Origin of the sequence: Actinoplanes italicus (genome assembly GCF_003001815.1) — a bacterium.
Taxonomy (GTDB): domain Bacteria; phylum Actinomycetota; class Actinomycetes; order Mycobacteriales; family Micromonosporaceae; genus Actinoplanes; species Actinoplanes italicus.
On sequence record NZ_PVMZ01000001.1, the window covers coordinates 468,468 to 485,687 of the forward strand.

The 17,220-nt window shown below is 70.9% G+C and carries 14 protein-coding genes; 3 read left to right on the forward strand and 11 right to left on the reverse strand.

Annotation, left to right across the window (positions count from 1 at the left end; genetic code table 11):
* Positions 1-176: 176 nt before the first annotated feature.
* From CLV67_RS02305 to eno, 7 genes are all read right to left on the reverse strand, one after another.
* Positions 177-1,190 carry an HAAS signaling domain-containing protein gene (locus CLV67_RS02305; protein WP_203736947.1) on the reverse strand — a complete coding sequence of 338 codons (1,014 nt, stop codon included), beginning with the start codon at positions 1,188-1,190 and terminating at the stop codon, positions 177-179.
* On the reverse strand, positions 1,187-1,516 hold the full coding sequence (locus tag CLV67_RS02310) for a PadR family transcriptional regulator (protein ID WP_106315727.1): 330 nt from the start codon (positions 1,514-1,516) through the stop codon (positions 1,187-1,189). The genes CLV67_RS02305 and CLV67_RS02310 overlap by 4 nt, the downstream gene beginning before the upstream one ends.
* 69 nt (positions 1,517-1,585) lie before the next feature.
* On the reverse strand, positions 1,586-2,497 hold the full coding sequence (locus tag CLV67_RS02315) for a Ppx/GppA phosphatase family protein (protein ID WP_106315437.1): 912 nt from the start codon (positions 2,495-2,497) through the stop codon (positions 1,586-1,588).
* Positions 2,494-2,988, reverse strand: a complete 495-nt coding sequence (locus tag CLV67_RS02320) for an amino-acid N-acetyltransferase (protein WP_106315438.1) — start codon at positions 2,986-2,988, stop codon at positions 2,494-2,496. Before CLV67_RS02320 ends, CLV67_RS02315 begins: the two co-directional genes overlap by 4 nt.
* The gene (locus tag CLV67_RS02325) at positions 2,985-3,488 is read right to left on the reverse strand and encodes a DUF501 domain-containing protein (protein ID WP_106315439.1); all 504 of its coding nucleotides are present in this window, start codon (positions 3,486-3,488) and stop codon (positions 2,985-2,987) included. The genes CLV67_RS02320 and CLV67_RS02325 overlap by 4 nt, the downstream gene beginning before the upstream one ends.
* 10 nt (positions 3,489-3,498) lie before the next feature.
* Positions 3,499-4,065: an FtsB family cell division protein gene (locus CLV67_RS02330; RefSeq protein WP_106315440.1), complete on the reverse strand. Its 567-nt coding sequence runs from the start codon at positions 4,063-4,065 to the stop codon at positions 3,499-3,501.
* Positions 4,066-4,165: 100 nt separating this feature from the next.
* Positions 4,166-5,449 carry a phosphopyruvate hydratase gene (gene eno / locus CLV67_RS02335; protein ID WP_106315441.1) on the reverse strand — a complete coding sequence of 428 codons (1,284 nt, stop codon included), beginning with the start codon at positions 5,447-5,449 and terminating at the stop codon, positions 4,166-4,168.
* 171 nt (positions 5,450-5,620) lie between these two features.
* On the opposite strand from eno, the gene CLV67_RS02340 reads away from it, so the two are divergent.
* Together CLV67_RS02340 and CLV67_RS02345 are read left to right on the forward strand one after the other, a co-directional pair.
* Entirely contained in the window at positions 5,621-6,301 is a 681-nt protein-coding gene (locus CLV67_RS02340) for a hypothetical protein (protein WP_203736946.1), read from the forward strand.
* A gap of 370 nt (positions 6,302-6,671) precedes the next feature.
* A complete protein-coding gene (locus CLV67_RS02345) occupies positions 6,672-7,415 on the forward strand; it encodes a hypothetical protein (protein WP_106315442.1) in 744 nt (247 codons plus the stop codon).
* Positions 7,416-8,067: 652 nt separating this feature from the next.
* Here the strand turns inward: CLV67_RS02345 and CLV67_RS02350 are convergent.
* The 4 genes from CLV67_RS02350 to mfd form a co-directional block, all read right to left on the reverse strand.
* Complete coding sequence (locus CLV67_RS02350) at positions 8,068-9,684, reverse strand: DUF885 domain-containing protein (protein ID WP_106315443.1); 1,617 nt, start codon at positions 9,682-9,684, stop codon at positions 8,068-8,070.
* A gap of 132 nt (positions 9,685-9,816) precedes the next feature.
* Entirely contained in the window at positions 9,817-10,776 is a 960-nt protein-coding gene (locus CLV67_RS02355) for a nucleoside triphosphate pyrophosphohydrolase (protein WP_106315444.1), read from the reverse strand.
* Positions 10,773-11,588, reverse strand: coding sequence for a hypothetical protein (locus tag CLV67_RS02360; protein ID WP_146168970.1), 816 nt, complete (start codon positions 11,586-11,588; stop codon positions 10,773-10,775). Before CLV67_RS02360 ends, CLV67_RS02355 begins: the two co-directional genes overlap by 4 nt.
* Positions 11,589-11,617: 29 nt before the next feature.
* On the reverse strand, positions 11,618-15,253 hold the full coding sequence (gene mfd / locus CLV67_RS02365) for a transcription-repair coupling factor (RefSeq protein WP_106315446.1): 3,636 nt from the start codon (positions 15,251-15,253) through the stop codon (positions 11,618-11,620).
* 190 nt (positions 15,254-15,443) lie between these two features.
* Here mfd and CLV67_RS02370 point away from each other — a divergent pair, with 190 nt between their 5' ends.
* A complete protein-coding gene (locus tag CLV67_RS02370; RefSeq protein ID WP_106315447.1) occupies positions 15,444-17,219 on the forward strand; it encodes a hydrogenase maturation protein in 1,776 nt (591 codons plus the stop codon).
* Position 17,220 lies beyond the last annotated feature (1 nt).

Here is a 17,220-nt window from a genome sequence, read left to right on the forward strand (position 1 = left end):
GACCTCGCGGAGCACCGTTCCCACGACAGCGACGTCGCGGAGCGCTGTCCCGGCAACGTCGACGTCGCGGAGCACTGTTTCCCGGGACGGCGTCGTCGCGGAGCACTGTTCCCCGGGACGGCGTCGTCGCGGAGCCCCCCGTCCCCCCGCGACGACGTCCGAGTGGGTCAGCCGCCCTAAGCCGGCGGTGTGGTCGGGGCCGGACGCTTCTCGCTATCGCCCGCCGAGCCTGTGGACGAACCTGTGGACGGCTCGCCCGACGGAGCCCCGGACGGCTCGCCGGATGGGGCCGCGGTCGGCTCGGCCGACTGGAACGGCGCCTGCACCGGGCAATACGGATAACCCGGATTCGCGATCGGCACCTCGTTGCCGTGCGCGTCCCAGCAGATCGCCTCCCCGAGCCGGATCGGCTGCCCGTTCTGGTCGTAGAGCTGCACGCCGACCTGGAGCCTGCCCTGGCCGTCGTAGACGTAGACGTCGCGGATGTCGGAGTACGGGTTACCGGGTCCGGGGGTGTAGCTCACCTGGTCGTAGTAACTGTCCCGCTGGGCGGCCGAGTCGACCTCGAAGAAACCCACCACCGCGAAGATGACCAGGAAGGCCGTGCCGAACCGGAACAGCCGTCGCGGCCAGCGTGCGGCCGGCTGCCCCCGCCGGCCCAGCCAGATCGAGCCGAGGATCCCGAGAGTGAGCAGGAACACGGCCGTGAAGTCGTCGCCGCCCGCCCGTGGCAGCAGGCCCAGCGGACTGCTGTGGTCGTGCAGCATGAACGCGACCGCCATGGCCGCCAGATAGCCCCGCAGGACCCACCAGGCGGGCCGCAGCAGCGTCAGGAACTCGCTGGCGCGCGGGTAGCCCAGAACCGGGCCGACCCGCTCGTCGGCGCGGCGCAGTGCCCGGTCGATCCGGGCACGGTGCCGTGCGGCGGTCGCCGCGATGCGCGACTGGTCGCCCGGTGGCTCGATGGGCGTGCCGAGGACGAAGCCGGCGCTGGCGCTCAGCTCGGCAGCATAGGCGTCCGGTGGGCCGAGACGCTCGTGGAGCGAGCCGCCGCCCTCGGCGAGGACCTCGGCCAGGTGCTCGGGCAGGTCTTCGAGAAGCTCGTCCCGGACCGTGGCCGGGAGGCCTGCGAGCGCCTGCCGGACCCCCTCGACGTAGACGGCGATCTCATCCTGTGCCGTGAGGTTCACGCCTTCCCCCGCTCGCGAAGCAGATCTTCCATGATCGATGCGAACCCGTGCCACACCTTGCCGGAGCGTTGCAGCTCGGCGCGACCGGCCTCATTGAGTGCGTAGTACTTCCGATGCGGGCCCTCATCGCTGGGCACCACGTAGCTGTTCAGCAGGCCGCCGTTGAAGAGCCGGCGCAGCGTGCCGTAGACCGAGGCGTCGCCGACGTCCTCGAGACCGGCCGCACGCAGGCGGCGCAGGATGTCGTAGCCGTAGCCGTCCTCCTCGCGCAGCACGGCGAGGACAGCGAGGTCGAGCACCCCTTTGAGCAGTTGCGTCGCATCCACGCGGAGCACACTACTGTGCAATCCGAAGTACCGTCAACAGCACACTACCCGGAGGGCTGTCTGAGGGAGTCAGGCCAGCCCGAAGGCCATGCCGTCGAGGATGTCGTGCTCGGACGCGATGACGAAGTCGTGGCCCGAGCGCTCGCTGATGATCTTCATGATCAGGGCACCCGCGCCGATCACGTCGGCCCGGCCCGGATGCATCACCGGCAGGGCCAGCCGCTCGGCGACGGTCATCGCCAGCAGCTCGTCGGTCACCCGGGCGACGGTCGCCGTGTCGACCCGGCTGTGGTGGATGCGCGCGGAGTCGTACACCTCGAGGTCATGAGCGAGAGCAGCGACCGTGGTGACCGTCCCGGCAAGGCCGACCAGCGTCTTCGCGGATCTGCCGGACACGGCCGCCAGGGCCGTGTCGACGGCCTCGACGATGTCCGCGGTAGCTTTCGCCAGCTCCGCCGCGGTCGGCGGGTCGGAGTGCAGATGACGCTCGGTCATCCGGACGCAGCCGATGTCCATCGAGATGGCCTGCTCGACCGTGGACGTGCCGGTGACGAACTCGGTGGAGCCGCCGCCCAGGTCGTAGACCAGATACGGACCCTCAGCGTCCAGACCGCGGACGGCGCCGTCGAAGGAGAGCTGCGCCTCCTGTGCGCCGGTGATCACCTCGGGGTCGACACCGAGCACGCCGCGGACCATGTCACGGAAGTCCTGCGCGTTGGAGGCGTCCCGGCTGGCCGAGGTGGCGCACATCCGCACCCTGGTCACACCCAGTTCGGCGATCTCGGCGGCGTAACCGAGCAGCGCCTTGCGGGTGCGCTCGATCGCGGCGGGAGCGAGCATCCCGGTCCGGTCGACGCCCTCACCGAGACGGACGATCTCCATCCGGCGGCACACGTCGACCAGTTTGTCGCCGTCGACGTCGGCGATCAGCAGGCGGATCGCGTTCGTGCCGCAGTCGATGGCGGCGACACGGACACTCATAGATGCAGCAGCATTCTCGTGTTCCCCAGCGTGTTCGGTTTGACCCGCTCCAGGTCGAGGAATTCGGCGACACCCTCGTCGTACGACCGGAGCAGTTGCTCGTAGACGCCGTGCGGCACGGCAGCCCCGTCGATCTCGGTGAACCCGAACGCCCCGAAGAACCGGGTCTCGAAGGTGAGGCAGAAGACCCGGCGTACACCCAGCTCACGGGCCTGATCGAGAAGCGCGGCGACGATCTTGTGGCCGATCTTCTGACCGCGCAGGCCCGGATCGACGGCGACCGTGCGGATCTCCGCGAGGTCCTCCCACATCACGTGCAGAGCACCACAGCCGACCACGCGGCCGTCCTCGGACTCGGCCACCCAGAACTCCTGCACCTGCTCGTACAGCGTGACGGTGGCCTTGCTGAGCAGCCGGCGATCGGTGGTGTACGTGTCCACCAGGGACCGGATCGCCCGGATGTCCCCGGTCCTCGCGCGACGGATCCTCACTCGTCGGCCGCGATCCGGACGCAGGGACCGCCCGACCAGTACGGCTCGATCGCGTCGCGCACCTCGTCACCGAACGGGTTGACGCCCCGCCCGGCGGCCAGCGCGTGCCCGAGATGGACGTGCAGGCACTTCACCCTGTCCGGCATGCCACCGGCGGAGACCTCTTTGATCTCCGGCACGTCCTCGATCGTGGTGCGCCGGTCCAGATAGTCCTGGTGGGCGGCGGCGTACTTCTTCGCCAGCTCAGGGTCGGTGCTCAGACGCTCCTGCATGTCGCGCATCACACCGGCCGACTCCAGCCGGCTGCACGCGGCCGTGGCGTGCGGGCAGGTCAGATAGAACAGGGTCGGGAACGGCGTGCCGTCGTCCAGTCGCGGTGAGGTCTCCACCACGTCGGGGTTGCCGCAGGGGCAGCGGTGCGCGATCGCCCGGGTACCGCGGGGACGTCGGCCGAGCTGGGCCGCCACGATGTCGAGGTCGGCGGATGTGGGCTCTTCCATCGCTTAAGGATCAGTCCTGGGGTTCGGCGTTGGCGGTGTCTGCGTCAGCGGCTCGGACGCTGCTCCACAGCGTGTCGTACCACCGGTCGGGAGGCGCCGCCGGGGTCTGCTCGGCGGACGCGGCCTGGTCGCCCTCGTCGGGCACCACGGTGAGGGGCGTCTCGCCCGGACGCACGTAGTTGAATCGCTCCCGGGCCTGAATGCGCAGGTACTCCGGGTCCTTCCACTTCTCGAGCTTCTTGGCCGACTCGGCGATCTTCTCCCGCTGGGCGGTCAGTGCCGCCTCCATCTCGGCGATCTGGGACTCCTGCTCCAGATACACCCGGAGGGGGTACGTGTAAGCGAGCGCCAGCACGACGACGAGGGCGATGAGAACGGTCGCCCGGCTGGTCAGGGCACGAGGGCGGGGCGCGTCGGTGCGCTCGGCGGCCGCACTTCCGCCGGCTCCCGAGGAACCGCGCCGGGTGGTCCTGGTGCGGGACGGCTCGGTCCGCTTGCGGGGCGGGGTGGCGCGATTGTCACGGCCGGTGCGGCGACGGGCCGGACCCTGGCCGCTCGGTGTGCGGCGCTCCGTCATCTCCGCCCTCCCCCGCTAGCCGTCATCCATGACACCCGCCCCGAGAAACCTATGCCTCCCGGGGCGGGTGTCACAAACTCGATGATCCGCTGCCGGGCTGTCAGCCGACGCGGTAACGCGGGAACGCGCCCGCTCCGGCGTACCGGGCGGCGCTCTCCAGCTGCTCCTCGATGCGCAGGAGCTGGTTGTACTTCGCGACCCGGTCGGACCGGGCCGGGGCACCGGTCTTGATCTGGCCGGAGCCGACCGCGACGGCCAGGTCGGCGATGGTGACGTCCTCGGTCTCGCCCGAGCGGTGCGACATCATCGTCTTGAAGCCTGCCCGGTGGGCCAGATCCACGGCGTCCAGCGTCTCGGTGAGCGAGCCGATCTGGTTGACCTTGACCAGCAGCGCGTTCGCCGACTTCTCGGCGATGCCACGGGCCAGGCGCTGCGGGTTGGTGACGAACAGGTCGTCCCCGACGATCTGGATCTTGTCACCGAGCTCGGCGGTGAGCGCGGTCCAGCCGGCCCAGTCGTCCTCGCCCAGCGGGTCCTCGATCGAGACGATCGGGAAGTCGGCGGCCAGCTTCGCGTAGTACGCGATCATCTCGTCGGTCGACTTCGGGGTGCCCTCGAAGACGTACGCCCCGTCCTTGTGGAACTCGGTGGCCGCGACGTCCATGGCCAGGACGATGTCGCTGCCCAGGTTGTAGCCGGCGGCCTGCACGGCCTCGGCGATCAGCTCCAGGGCCGCGACGTTCGCCGCCAGGCTCGGCGCGAAGCCACCCTCGTCACCGAGGCCGGTCGACAGGCCCTTCTTCTTCAGCACCGACTTGAGCGCGTGGTAGACCTCCGCGCCGCTGCGCACGGCCTCACGGAAGGTCGGCGCGCCGATCGGAGCGATCATGAACTCCTGCACGTCGACGTTCGAGTCGGCGTGCGCGCCACCGTTGAGGATGTTCATCATCGGCACCGGCAGCAGCGACGCGTTCGGGCCACCGAGGTAGCGGAACAGCGGCAGCTCGGCGGAGGCGGCGGCCGCCTTCGCCACGGCGAGCGAGACGCCGAGGATGGCGTTGGCACCGAGGGAGGACTTGGTGTCCGTACCGTCGATGTCGATCATCTTCTGGTCGATCAGGCGCTGGTCCGAGGCCTCGTAACCGACGAGCTCCTCGACGATGTGCTCCTCGATGTTGGCGACCGCCTTCTCGACACCCTTGCCGAGGTAGCGGCCCTTGTCGCCGTCGCGGAGCTCGAGCGCCTCGAACGCGCCGGTGGAGGCGCCGGACGGAACCGCCGCGCGACCGACCGAGCCGTCGTCCAGGCCGACCTCGACCTCAACGGTCGGGTTGCCCCGGGAATCGAGGATCTCGCGGGCGACGATTGCTTCAATGGTGGCCATTGGTCGTGTCGCTCCCTAACGTTTGTACGAATACAGTTTCGGTCCGCGACCCTGCGGGCCGACCACACGCCAGAGCGTATCGAGTCCGGCCATGACGCGTTCGCGCGGCCGGTGAACTGCCCCGGCGGATCGCCTCAAACCTGCGGCGATCCTGCCGAACCAGTGGGCACTATGACCAGTAGCCTGTTTCCCGCCGACGGGTCGCGTGTCGAGTTGGACAACGGGGGCCGAGAGCTCCCGGATGTCCGCGTGGTCCGGGTCACCGAGACCACCGTGACGCTGTCCCTCGCCCTGTCCGACGTCGCTCTCACGGCCGGCTCCGTGGTGACCCTGCGCTGGCCGGCCGGACCTCGCGGCCGCTATTCGCAGACCGGAACCGTGCTGAAGGTCGACGAGAACCGGATCGAGATCACCTTCCTCGGCGAACCGGAGATCGAGCAGCTGCGCAACTACGTTCGCGGCGGCGGGGGCGAGAGCATCCTGCTCGTACGCGCGGGCGAGCCGCAGCGCATCGGACAGGTGCACGATTTGAGCGAACGCTCGGTGCGTGCCCACTTCAGCGACGTCGACCTGCGGCCCGGCGAGGAGATGCTGCTCCGGCTGCAGCTCGGTGACGAGGTCGTCGAGTTCCCGGCGATCGCCTACCGGGTGGCCCAGATCCGCCAGCAGGTGCCGGTCCGCGGTCCCCTGGTCACCGAGATGGTCGCCATCTTCGAGCAGGACGAACGACAGGCGAAGGTCATCCGGCGGTACGTCCTGCGCCTCCAGTCGCAGGCCCGGCGCGAGGCGGTCGCGGCCGACGCGCTCGCCGAGGAGGCCCTGGCCGAGGCCGCCGCGTCGGCCGCTCGATAACCGAGGCGGGAATCGCATTTCCGATACCGGCCGGAGGACTCCGTGAATGGAGGGCCACCGGCCGGTTAATTGTCATGCCATTGGATCTCCAATCATCGACACGGATCCGCGGATACTCGATTGCGCGGGGTTGCGTGGGTACGCCAGGGTGGTCTCCGTGCCCGCCACCCCGCGCCGCATGACCCCCCACCCGGCCGCCCACCCACCCGGTCGAAGCCCGCACACCCGACGGCTTCCACGCCGGGCACGCCCACTCGGCCGCCGGCTCTTACGCTGGGCCACCACGCTCGGCCGCCGGCTCTTACGCTGGGCCACCACGCTCGGCCGGCGTTCGCATGCCCGCCGGAATCCGCGCCGGGTTAAGTCGCTGATGGCGCTGCTGCTCGTGGTGGCCGTCGCCGGCACCGCCGCCTGCACCGACCTCGACCAGGCCAATGCTGCCGGGGCCGCCGACGAAGGCCTGATCTCCCAAACCGCCGACCGCGTAGCGGCAGCCGACGGACTGAGCTGGACCGCCACGTACCGGCTAGCCGGCGGTGAGGCCGCCCGGGTGGCACGCGCCCAGAAACCGTCCCGGATCGCCTACACGTTCCCGTCCGGCCTCGTGATCATCACGCCGGACACCGTGACCCGCTGCGCCCGGGCCACCGAGAAGATGGACTGCACCGACGGCGACCGGCGCGACGGCGAGGAGGGGCCACCGGCCTCGACCGGACTGGTCGCACCCGCCGCGATCCTGGACATGCTCGAGTCCGCCGCGATCGACCCGGACCTCGCGGTCACACCGCGGGAGACCACGATCGCGGGCCGGCACGCCTCCTGCCTCAAGCTGACCGGCGTCGACCAGTCCGCCGCATCCAACTTCGAGGTGTGTGTGACGGTCGAGGGCACGGTGGCCGCCTTCGCCGGAATGGTCGCCGGCAGCCCGGTCGAGATGACACTGACCGACTACCGCACCGGCATCGACGAGACCGACTTCACCGTCCCGTCGAAGACCGCCCCCGACCGCGGCACTACCGGCCCCGGCACACCAGACCACGGCACTCCCGGCCCCGGCACTCCCGGCCCGAGCCACACATCACCACGCAGCGCCGGGCCTACGCCTTCGCGGTGACCTACGGCTCCCGCCCTGCGGCGCCAACCACCGCTGCGTGGTGACCAGTGGTCGACCGGCGGGCACCGCCCACCACACAACCCCACCGACGCACTCGCGTGGTGACCAGTGGTCGACCAGCAGGCACCGCCCACCACACAACCCCACCGACGCACTCGCGTGGTGACCAGTGGTCGACCAGCAGGCACCGCCCACCACACAACCCCACCGACGCACTCGCGTGGTGACCAGTGGTCGACCAGCAGGCACCGCCCACCACACAACCCCACCGACGCACTCGCGTGGTGACCAGCGGCCGACCAGCAGGCACCACCCACCACGCACCGCTGGGCGCTTCCGCGTAGCGGCGGTAAGGAGCGGGAAAGGCGGGCCAGATGCCGCTGGCGCTTCGGCGCGCGGCGGGCCGCAAGAGGCGGGGAAGGGCGGCGGTCAGACACCGCTGACACCTGGGCGCCTGGCGAGTGACGAGAAGCGGAAAGGGTGGTGGTCAGGCGCCGCCGGCATGTCGGCGAACGGCGAGAGCCAAGAAGCGGAAAGGGCGGCGGTCAGACACCGCTGGCTGCGGCATGCGGCTGGCGACAAAAGGAGCGGGGAAGGCGGAGACCAGACACCGCTAGCTCCGGCAGACGACGGAGGAGCAGGAAGACGGAGGTCAGACGCCGAGGAGGGTTCGTAGGTGGCGGGGTGGGGGTGAGCCGTGCGCCAGCATGGCGTCGTGCCAGGCCTTTGGAGTGGCGCCGAACGGGCGGGCCGCGGCGATCCCGGCCACCTCGGTGTAGCCGACGAAGTAGGTGGACAGCTGCGTTGACGTGAGCAGGGCGCGCCGCCACTTGCCGGCCGCCTCGCCCTCCTCCTGGAAGCCTCGGCCTGTCATCAGGTCCATGGCGTCGGCCTCGGTCAGGTCCTCGCAGTGCGTCAGCTGGTCGATGATCGCGTTGAGGCTCATCCGTAGCTGCATCTTGAGCTGCTGCACGCGTACCGGGAGGCCGCCGAAACCGTAACCGGCCATCAGCTCCTCGGCGTAGACTGCCCAGCCCTCGACGAACGGGCCGGACCAGCCGAGCGCACGCACCCGGGTCGCGGCGCGGAAGCGCCGGGAGTGGGCGATCTGCAGGAAGTGGCCGGGCATCGCCTCGTGGACGGTGAGATTGCGCAGCATCTCGTCGTTGTACTCGCGGTAGAAGCTGGCGATCCGCTCGGCCGGCCAGTCGGCGGGGGCCGGCGCGATGCAGTAGAAGGTGGGCACGTCGGCGGTCTCGAGCGGGCCGGGCGGGTCGCAGTAGGCGACGGCCACGCCGCGGGCGAACTCCGGCATCTCCTCGATCACGCACGGGTCGTCCACGAGGGACATCAGGTCGTGCTGCCGGACGAAGTCGGTCGCCTCGTCCATCGTGACCTTGGCCAGCCCCACGATGGTGGTGTCGTCGGGGTGCCTTGCGGCGATCTCGTCGAGGGCGCGGCGGACGGTCTCGTCGTCGGCCGGGCCGCCGGTCAGCTCGGCCGCCGTGGCCCGCAGTGCGGCACTGACCCGGTCGAGGTTGGCCCAGGCCCGGCTGAGGATCTCGGCGGCGGGCAGCTCGGTGTCGAGGGTATGCCAGAGCCGGGCCTCCCACAGGCGGCGGCCGAGACGCGGGTCGCGGCCGGTGTCCTCGCCTTCCAGCCGGGTACGCAGCCAGCCGTCGAACTCGCCGAGCGCGGTCAGGGCCGCGGCGGCCGCCGGCTCGGCGGTCGAACGCATGCCGGGCTCGCGGGAGAGCAGCACGGGCAACTCGTCGCGGATCAGGCGGGCCGTGCCGGTGAACTGGCCGACCGCCGTCTCGGCGTGGATGCGGGGCACGTCGCGCAGCACGGCACGGGCGGTGGCCAGCGCGTCCGGTATCGCGGCGAGCCGGCCGGACAGGCTGGTCAGGCGCTCGTCGAGGGGCGCGAACGGCCGGGCCATCAGCCCGTGCAGCAGCGGGCCGGGGTTGTGGTCGAGCGGGTTCCACTCGTGCTCTCGGACCTCGGTCAGCTCGAACAGGGCCCGCTCGACCCGGGCCGTGAGGATCGCGTGGTCGACCTGGTCCTCGGCGTCGAGGCCGTCGGGGTCGACGCCGCTGAGTGCGTCACCGGCGTCGCGCAGCATGGCGGCCCGGGCGCTCACACCGGCGGCCGAGTGATCGGGCAGGCGGTCGTCGAACCGATGGTCACCGGCGTAGGAGGCGGTGGCGGGGTCGCTCTCCAGAAGGGCGTCGACGATGCGCTCGGCAAGCGGTACGAACTCCGGCATGCCGTGAAACCTACTCGGAAGGACTGACATTTTCCGCCGCACGCACCGCGACGGCAGAACATGGCGAGCCCTACCCGGCGCCGCCGGCCTACTCCGCCGCACGCACCCGCCACGGCGCAGTGTGCCCGAGCCCTACCCGGCGCCGCCGGCCTTCTCCGCCGCACGCACCGCGTCGGCGTAGGTCAGTGCGGCCTCGCGCAGTGCGGCCTCCGCGTCGAGACCGGCGGCCCGGGCCTCGGCGACCGCCCGCAGCAGCAGACCGCCCAGGTCGCCGCCGTCCGGCAGGGGCACGTCGATCCCGCCGCGCTCCACCCGGTGCAGGATCTTCGCGGCCAGGGACAGGGCCGGCTGGCTGAGCGCGATCCCGTCGAGCACCGAGTCGCGGGCCTTCTCCTCGCGCTTGATCCGCTCCCAGTTGGCGGTGATCTCCTCGATGTCGGTGACCTGCTCGCCGGCGAAGACGTGCGGGTTGCGCCGGATCATCTTGTCGACCAGGTCACCGGCCACGTCGTCGATGCTCCACCGGTCGCTCTCGGCGCGATTCTCGGCGAGCCGGGCGTGCAGCACCACCTGGAGCAGGACGTCGCCGAGTTCCTCGCGCAGTGCGTCCAGGTCGCCGGCGACGATCGCGTCGTACGCCTCGTAGCTCTCCTCCAGCAGGTACGGCGCGAGCGTCTGGTGGCTCTGCTCGCGCTTCCACGGGTCGCCGCCGGGCGAGGCGAGCCGGTCCATCACCTCGACGGCGTCCAGCAGCCGCGCGCCGGGCGGGTCCCACGAGCCGTACATCTGCTCGAGCTCGGCCAGCCCGGGCTCGCGGACGAGCCGCAACCCGAGCTGCCGGGCGAACGACATGTCACCGTGCGGCCCGGCGAGCCAGACCGCGGCCTTCTGCCCGGCGATCGCGTCCAGGAATCCCTGGGCGTCGGTGTCCAGGACGGTGACCGGCACACCGGCCACTCGCAGGGCCGCCGCCTGGGCGCTCTCGGCGCCGGTGTAGACGGGGTACGCCCGGACGGTGTCCCACGCCTCTGCGGTCAGGAGTCCGGCCGGCAGCCGGGGCGAGGTGACCAGCAGGACGATCCGGATGCTCAAGAGACGTCTTTCACCGGCAGCGGCTCGTAGTCGCCGAAGTCGGTGCTGAGCAGGTCGCGCTTGACGGTCTCGGTGTCGATCCGCAGCACGGACACCTGGAAGGGCGCGTAACGCGGGTTGACGGTGATGTCCAGGTCGGTGGCGACGGCCTGGATCTGGTCACGGACCTTGGCCACACCGGCGACCAGCTGCTGGTCCTCGGCGGGCAGCGCGGTCTTCCAGGCGGCGAAGTCCTGTCCGGGCTGGACGCCGCCGACCTCGACGAGCTGGTCGTAGATGGACTTCAGGTCGCCGTCGTCCGGCGTGCCGCCGGTCCCGAGCGAGCGCAGCAGCAGGCTGTGCAGGACGAGGATCTCCACCTTGATGCGCGCGTAGTCGGTGCCGACGGGCAGTTTCTGCTCGGCGGCGATGTCGTCGATCGCCAGGCCGGCGGGCATGGTGACCCCGCGCTGGTCGGCGACCCGGTCGTAGAGGTCTCGCGTGACCAGGGCGTGCACGACGTCGACCCGGCTGAACGGCATCTGCACCGGCGGCGCCGTGATGGTCGGCGCCGGGGTGACCTTCTCACCCTTGTCCTTGAGCTGCTGCTCCTTGGCCCGCTGGGCCTCCTCCGCCTCGGCGGCCTGGGCGCGCGCCTGCTCGGTCAGGCGGTCGTGCCCGTCGTCCCAGATCTCCTGGACCTGCTCCTCGGAGATCTTCTCGGTGTCACCGAGATAGGCCGCCACGGACGACTCGGTACGGCAGGCGGAGAGCCCACCCACGGCGAGGGACGCGGCGACAACGGCGGAGGCGAGCCGGCGAGCACGAGACATGGTCAACACTCTCTCACGCGCATTGTGATTTACGTCGCCCGCCCCGTCCCGGTTTTGACCGGCCCGATCGTTACCGGCTCACCCAGGACGTCCTTGAGCAGCTGAGCACACCACTCGAGCAGCGCCTGGTCGCGCAGGAGCTCGCCACCGATCCGCCGGGTGCTCGGCCGCGGGACGCTGACCTGGTCGGCGCCGGGCTTGTAGACCGAGTCCGGGTGGTACCGCTTGAGTCGCAGCTGCTTGGAGTCGGGCAGGGCCAACGGTGAGAACCGGATGTGCTTGCCCTGCATGGTGACGTCGGTCAGGCCGTACGACCGGGCCCGCTGACGGAACCGGGCCACCGCGATCAGGTTGACCACGGGAGCGGGCGGTTCGCCGTACCGGTCCTTCATCTCGCCGACCACCTCGTCCAGGCGGGCCTCGTCACGGGCCTCGGCGAGTTTGCGGTACATCTCGAGGCGCAGGCGCTCGACCGAGATGTATTCGGTGGGCAGGTGCGCGTCGATCGGCAGGTCGATCTTGACCTCCGGCTCCTCCTCCTGGCGCTCGCCCTTGAACTGGGCCACCGCCTCGCCGACCATCCGTACGTAGAGGTCGAAGCCGACACCCTCGATGTGGCCGGACTGCTCGCCGCCGAGCAGGTTGCCGGCGCCGCGGATCTCCAGGTCCTTCATCGCGACGTACATGCCGGCGCCGAGCTCCGTGTGCTGGGCGATGGTGGCCAGCCGCTCGTGGGCGTGCTCGGTGAGCGGCTTCTCCCGCGGGTAGAGGAAGTACGCGTACGCCCGCTCACGCCCCCGGCCGACGCGGCCACGGATCTGGTGCAACTGGGCGAGGCCGAGCAGGTCGGCGCGTTCCAGGATGAGCGTGTTGGCGTTCGGGATGTCGATGCCGGACTCGACGATCGTGGTGCAGACCAGGACGTCGAACTCCTTCTCCCAGAACCCGACCATCACTTTCTCGAGCTGTTCCTCGCTCATCTGGCCGTGTGCGATCGCGACCCGCGCCTCGGGCACCAGCTCGCGGAGTTTGCGGGCCGCCCGGTCGATCGACTCGACCCGGTTGTGCAGGTAGAAGACCTGACCGTCGCGGAGCAACTCGCGGTGGACGGCCGCGGCGACCTGCTTCTCGTCGTAGGCGCCGACGTAGGTGAGGACCGGGTGCCGTTCCTCGGGCGGGGTGGCGATGGTCGACATCTCGCGGATGCCGGTGATCGCCATCTCCAGGGTCCGCGGGATCGGCGTGGCTGACATGGTGAGCACGTCCACCGACGCGCGCAGGGCCTTGAGCTGTTCCTTGTGCTCGACGCCGAACCGCTGTTCCTCGTCCACGATGATCAGGCCGAGGTTGGAGAACCGGGTCGACTTGGCGAGCAGCCGGTGCGTACCGATGATGATGTCGACCGTGCCGTTGGCGGCACCCTCCAGGGTGAGGGTGGTCTCCTTCGGCGTCTGGAACCGGGACAGCTGCTTGATCTGCACCGGGAACTGACTCATCCGCTCGGTGAACGTGTTGAAGTGCTGCTGGGCGAGCAGTGTCGTGGGCACGAGCACGGCCACCTGCTTGCCGTCCTGCACGGCTTTGAACGCCGCGCGTACCGCGATCTCGGTCTTGCCGTAACCGACGTCGCCGCAGATCAGCCGGTCCATCGGGACCTGCAGTTCCATGTCGTGCTTGACCTCGACGATCGCGGCCATCTGGTCGGGCGTCTCGGTGTACGGGAACGCGTCCTCCAGCTCACGCTGCCAGGGTGTGTCCGGGCCGAACGCGTGTCCCGAGGAGGCCTGCCGGGCCGCGTACAGCTGGATGAGCTGCGCGGCGATCTCCTTGACCGCCTTCTTGGCTCGCGCCTTGCTCTTCTGCCAGTCGGCGCCGCCCATCTTGTGCAGGGTGGGCGACTCGCCGCCGACATAGCGGGAGAGCTGGTCGAGCTGGTCGGTGGGGACGAACAGCCGGTCGCCGGGCTGGCCCCGCTTCGACGGCGCGTACTCGATCACGAGGTATTCGCGCTCGGCGCCGTTGACCGCGCGCTGCACCAGCTCGATGTAGCGGCCGATGCCGTGCTGCTCGTGCACCACGAAGTCGCCGGTCTTGAGTTCCAGCGGGTCGATCGTGTTGCGCCGGCGGGCCGGCATCTTGCGCATGTCCTTCGTGGACGCGCCACGGCCGCCGGAGATGTCGTTGCCGGTGATCACCGCGAGCCGGGACGCCTCGTCGACGAAGCCGTGGTTGAGCCCGCCGCAGGTGATCAGCAGTTGACCGTCGCCGATCGCGGCCGGGATGGAGTCGACCGTCGTGACGCCCAGACCGGCGTCGCGCAGCAGCTCGGCGGCCCTCTGCGCGGTGCCCTTGCCCTCGAATACCAGCGCGACGGCCCAGCCCTGGCCGGCCCATCCGGCGAGGTCAGCGGCGAGCCGGGCGGTCTCGCCGTGGTAGAGCGGGACGGGCTGCGCGGCCAGCGCGATGGCGTCGCCGAGGTCCGGAGCGACCTCCACCCGCGGAGTTTCGAGCCAAGGCGTGTCGGATTCCGGCGAGTCCGCCGTGGCCAGGCCGAAGGGCGAGAGGGTCCACCAGGGTTGGCTGAGAACGGCCGCGTGTGCCCGTACATCCGCAAGGCTCTTGAATGCGACCGCGCCCACATCGATCGGAGCCTGACCGCCCACCGCGGCCGCCGCCCAGGAGGCCTCAAGGAATTCATCCGATGTACGGGTGAGGTCGTGTGCCCGGGTCCGGATGCGCTCCGGGTCGCAGAGAAGTACGTGAGTGCCGGCCGGCATGCAGTCGATCAGCAGCTCCATGTTGTCGGTGCCGCTCAGCAGGGCGGGCGCCAGCGACTCCATGCCCTCGACCGGGATGCCCTCGGACAGTTTGTCGAGGATCTCGGCGAGTTCGGGGTGCTCGGCCGCGAGAGAAGCCGCCTTGGCGCGTACGGAAGGGGTGAGCAGCAGCTCCCGGCAGGGCGGCGCCCACAGGTGCGGGACCTGGTCGATGGTGCGCTGGTCGGCGACCGCGAACGTGCGGATCTCCTCCACCTCGTCGCCCCAGAACTCGACCCGGGACGGGTGCTCGTCGGTGGGCGGGAAAACGTCCAGGATGCCGCCGCGCACCGCGAACTCGCCGCGCTTGGTGACCAGGTCGACCCGCGCGTACGCCATGTCGGAGAGCCGCCGGGCGACCTCCTCCAGCTCGGCCTCGCGACCGGCGACCAGCTCCACCGGCTCCAGGTCGCCGAGCCCCTTGAGCTGCGGCTGCAACAGTGATCGGACCGGGGCGACGACCACCCGCAACGGGTCGTCGCCGGGGTGGGCGAGACGGCGCAGCACGGCCAGGCGGCGGCCGACCGTGTCCGAGCGCGGCGACAGGCGCTCGTGCGGCAGTGTCTCCCAGGACGGGTAGACGGCGACCAGGTTCGGGTCGATCAGGCAGCCGAGCGCGTCGGCCAGGTCGTCGGCCTCGCGCGAGGTGGCGGTGACGGCCAGGACCGGGCGCTGGGCGCCGCCGAGGTCGGCCGGCCCGGCGACGGTCGCCACCACGAACGGCCGGAGCGAGACCGGTGCCGTGAGGTCGAGCGAGTCCGAGTCGACGAAGCCTTTGGCGGCCAGGTCGCGCGCGCGGGAAAGCCCTCGATCGCGCAGGGCGGCAGGAATCAGACCGGACAGTTGCATGACGAGTGACCCCCCGAGGGCACGACGAACAGCCCCGCTCCAGGTGGAGGACGGGGGTGTGCACCCCAGCTTAGTCCGACACCCTGACAGATCCCGCACCCTGCGTCGTATCGCACAGCATGTCCGACATATGGGCGGAACGCCCGTGGAACAGTGCCCGGACGTTCGCACGATTAAGGGGGAGGCAAACGTGCGGATCTTGCTTCTCTGCTCAGCTTTCAACGGCCTGAGCCAACGCGTCCAGTGCGCTCTGCGCGACGCCGGACACCAGGTCGGAGTGCTGCTGGCGACGAGCGAGCGGGACATCACCGACGGGGTACGGGCGGCCGGCCCGGACCTGATCATCGCTCCGTATCTGACCGATCGTGTGCCGGCCGCGGTGTGGCGCCACTGGCGGACGATCATCGTGCACCCGGGCCCGGTCGGTGACCGCGGACCGTCCTCGCTGGACTGGGCGATCAGCGACGGCATGCGCGCCTGGGGCGTGACCGCGCTGCAGGCCGTGGAGGAGTTCGACGCCGGTCCGATCTGGGCCACCCGGACGTTCCCGATGCCGGCCCAGCCGCCGCGCAAGTCGGCGCTCTACAGCGGCCCGGTCGCCGACGCGGCACTGGAGTGCGTCTTCGAGGTGGTCGCGAAGGCCGCCGACCCGAACTTCGTCCCGGTGCCGGCCGACAACGCGCCGACCGAGACCCTCGGCGCGCGGCCACGGCCACCGATGCGGCAGGCCGATCGGGCCTTCGACTGGTCGGAGCCGACCGGGACCGTCCTGCGCCGGATCCGTGCCGCGGACGGCTCCCCCGGTGTTCGCACCGAGGTGGGCGGACTCGACGTGTACGCCTACGACGCGCACCCCGGCCTGGCGCGCGGTCACCGGCCGGGCACGGTCGTGGGCCGCCGGCAGGGTGCCGTGCTGGTGGCCACCGGTGACGGCAGCCTGTGGATCGGGCACCTGCGCCCGGCGGCCCCCGGCGGGATCAAGCTGCCCGCGACCACCGTGCTCGGCGACCGGCTGCGCGGTGTGCCGCACTCGGCGGCCCCGGCCGACGTCGACCCGGAGGTGCCGGGCGTGTTCCGGCAGGTCCGCTACCGGCGCACCGGGGCGGTCGGCTGGCTGCACTTCGACTTCTACAACGGGGCGATGTCGCCGGGCCATTCACGGCGGCTGCTGACCGCTCTGCGGCACGCGATCGGGCAGGACACCCGGGTGCTGGTGCTGCGCGGCGGCACCGAGTCGTTCAGCAACGGCATCCACCTCGGCGCGATCGAGGCGGCGTCCGATCCGCAGGCGGCCGCGTGGGCCGGGATCCGGGCGATCAACGACGTGTGCCGGGAGATCATCCTGTGCACCCGGCAGGTCGTGGTGGCCGCCTACGCGGGCAGTGCGGGGGCCGGTGGGGTGATGCTCGGGCTGGGTGCGGACATCGTCGCCGCCCGGGACGGGATCGTGCTCAATCCGTACTACGACATGGGGTTGTTCGGCAGTGAGCTGCACACCTGGTCGCTGCCGCGCCGGGTCGGAGCCGACCTCGCGCAGCGGCTGATCGACGACAAACTGCCGCTGAGCAGCGCGACCGCGGCTCGGATCGGACTGGTCGACGAGGTCGGGCCGCGGCACCCGGAGGCGTACGGCCGATGGCTCACCGCCCTGGCCGAACGCCACGGTGACGTGACCGCCGCGCGCCGCCGCCGAGCCGCGAAGGCGAAGCGGCTGGCCGCCGAACGGATCCCGCTGGACGTGTACGAGACCCGCGAACTGGCCGAGATGAGCCGTGACATCTTCACCGACCGTTCCGGGTTCGCGGCCGCCCGCCGCGCGTTCGTCCACAAGCTACGGCCGGGCCGGACGCCGAGACATCTGCTGCTCGCCGCGAATGCCGGACCGGTCGTGACCACCCGGCAGCGCCCGGCCAACAGCGGGCCGATCAGTGCCCCTCTGCGTCCCGCCGTCCCGGTGACGGCCTGAC

Excerpts from the sequence above, each read along its gene's own strand:
- CLV67_RS02360 (WP_146168970.1), bottom strand. The coding sequence starts at position 11,588 with ATGTCTCGTGCTCGCCGGCTCGCCTCCGCCGTTGTCGCCGCGTCCCTC.
- mfd (WP_106315446.1), bottom strand. The coding sequence starts at position 15,253 with ATGCAACTGTCCGGTCTGATTCCTGCCGCCCTGCGCGATCGAGGGCTT.
- CLV67_RS02340 (WP_203736946.1), top strand. The coding sequence starts at position 5,621 with ATGACCAGTAGCCTGTTTCCCGCCGACGGGTCGCGTGTCGAGTTGGAC.
- CLV67_RS02315 (WP_106315437.1), bottom strand. The coding sequence starts at position 2,497 with ATGAGTGTCCGTGTCGCCGCCATCGACTGCGGCACGAACGCGATCCGC.
- CLV67_RS02330 (WP_106315440.1), bottom strand. The coding sequence starts at position 4,065 with ATGACGGAGCGCCGCACACCGAGCGGCCAGGGTCCGGCCCGTCGCCGC.
- CLV67_RS02325 (WP_106315439.1), bottom strand. The coding sequence starts at position 3,488 with ATGGAAGAGCCCACATCCGCCGACCTCGACATCGTGGCGGCCCAGCTC.
- CLV67_RS02350 (WP_106315443.1), bottom strand. The coding sequence starts at position 9,684 with ATGCCGGAGTTCGTACCGCTTGCCGAGCGCATCGTCGACGCCCTTCTG.
- CLV67_RS02345 (WP_106315442.1), top strand. The coding sequence starts at position 6,672 with ATGGCGCTGCTGCTCGTGGTGGCCGTCGCCGGCACCGCCGCCTGCACC.
- eno (WP_106315441.1), bottom strand. The coding sequence starts at position 5,449 with ATGGCCACCATTGAAGCAATCGTCGCCCGCGAGATCCTCGATTCCCGG.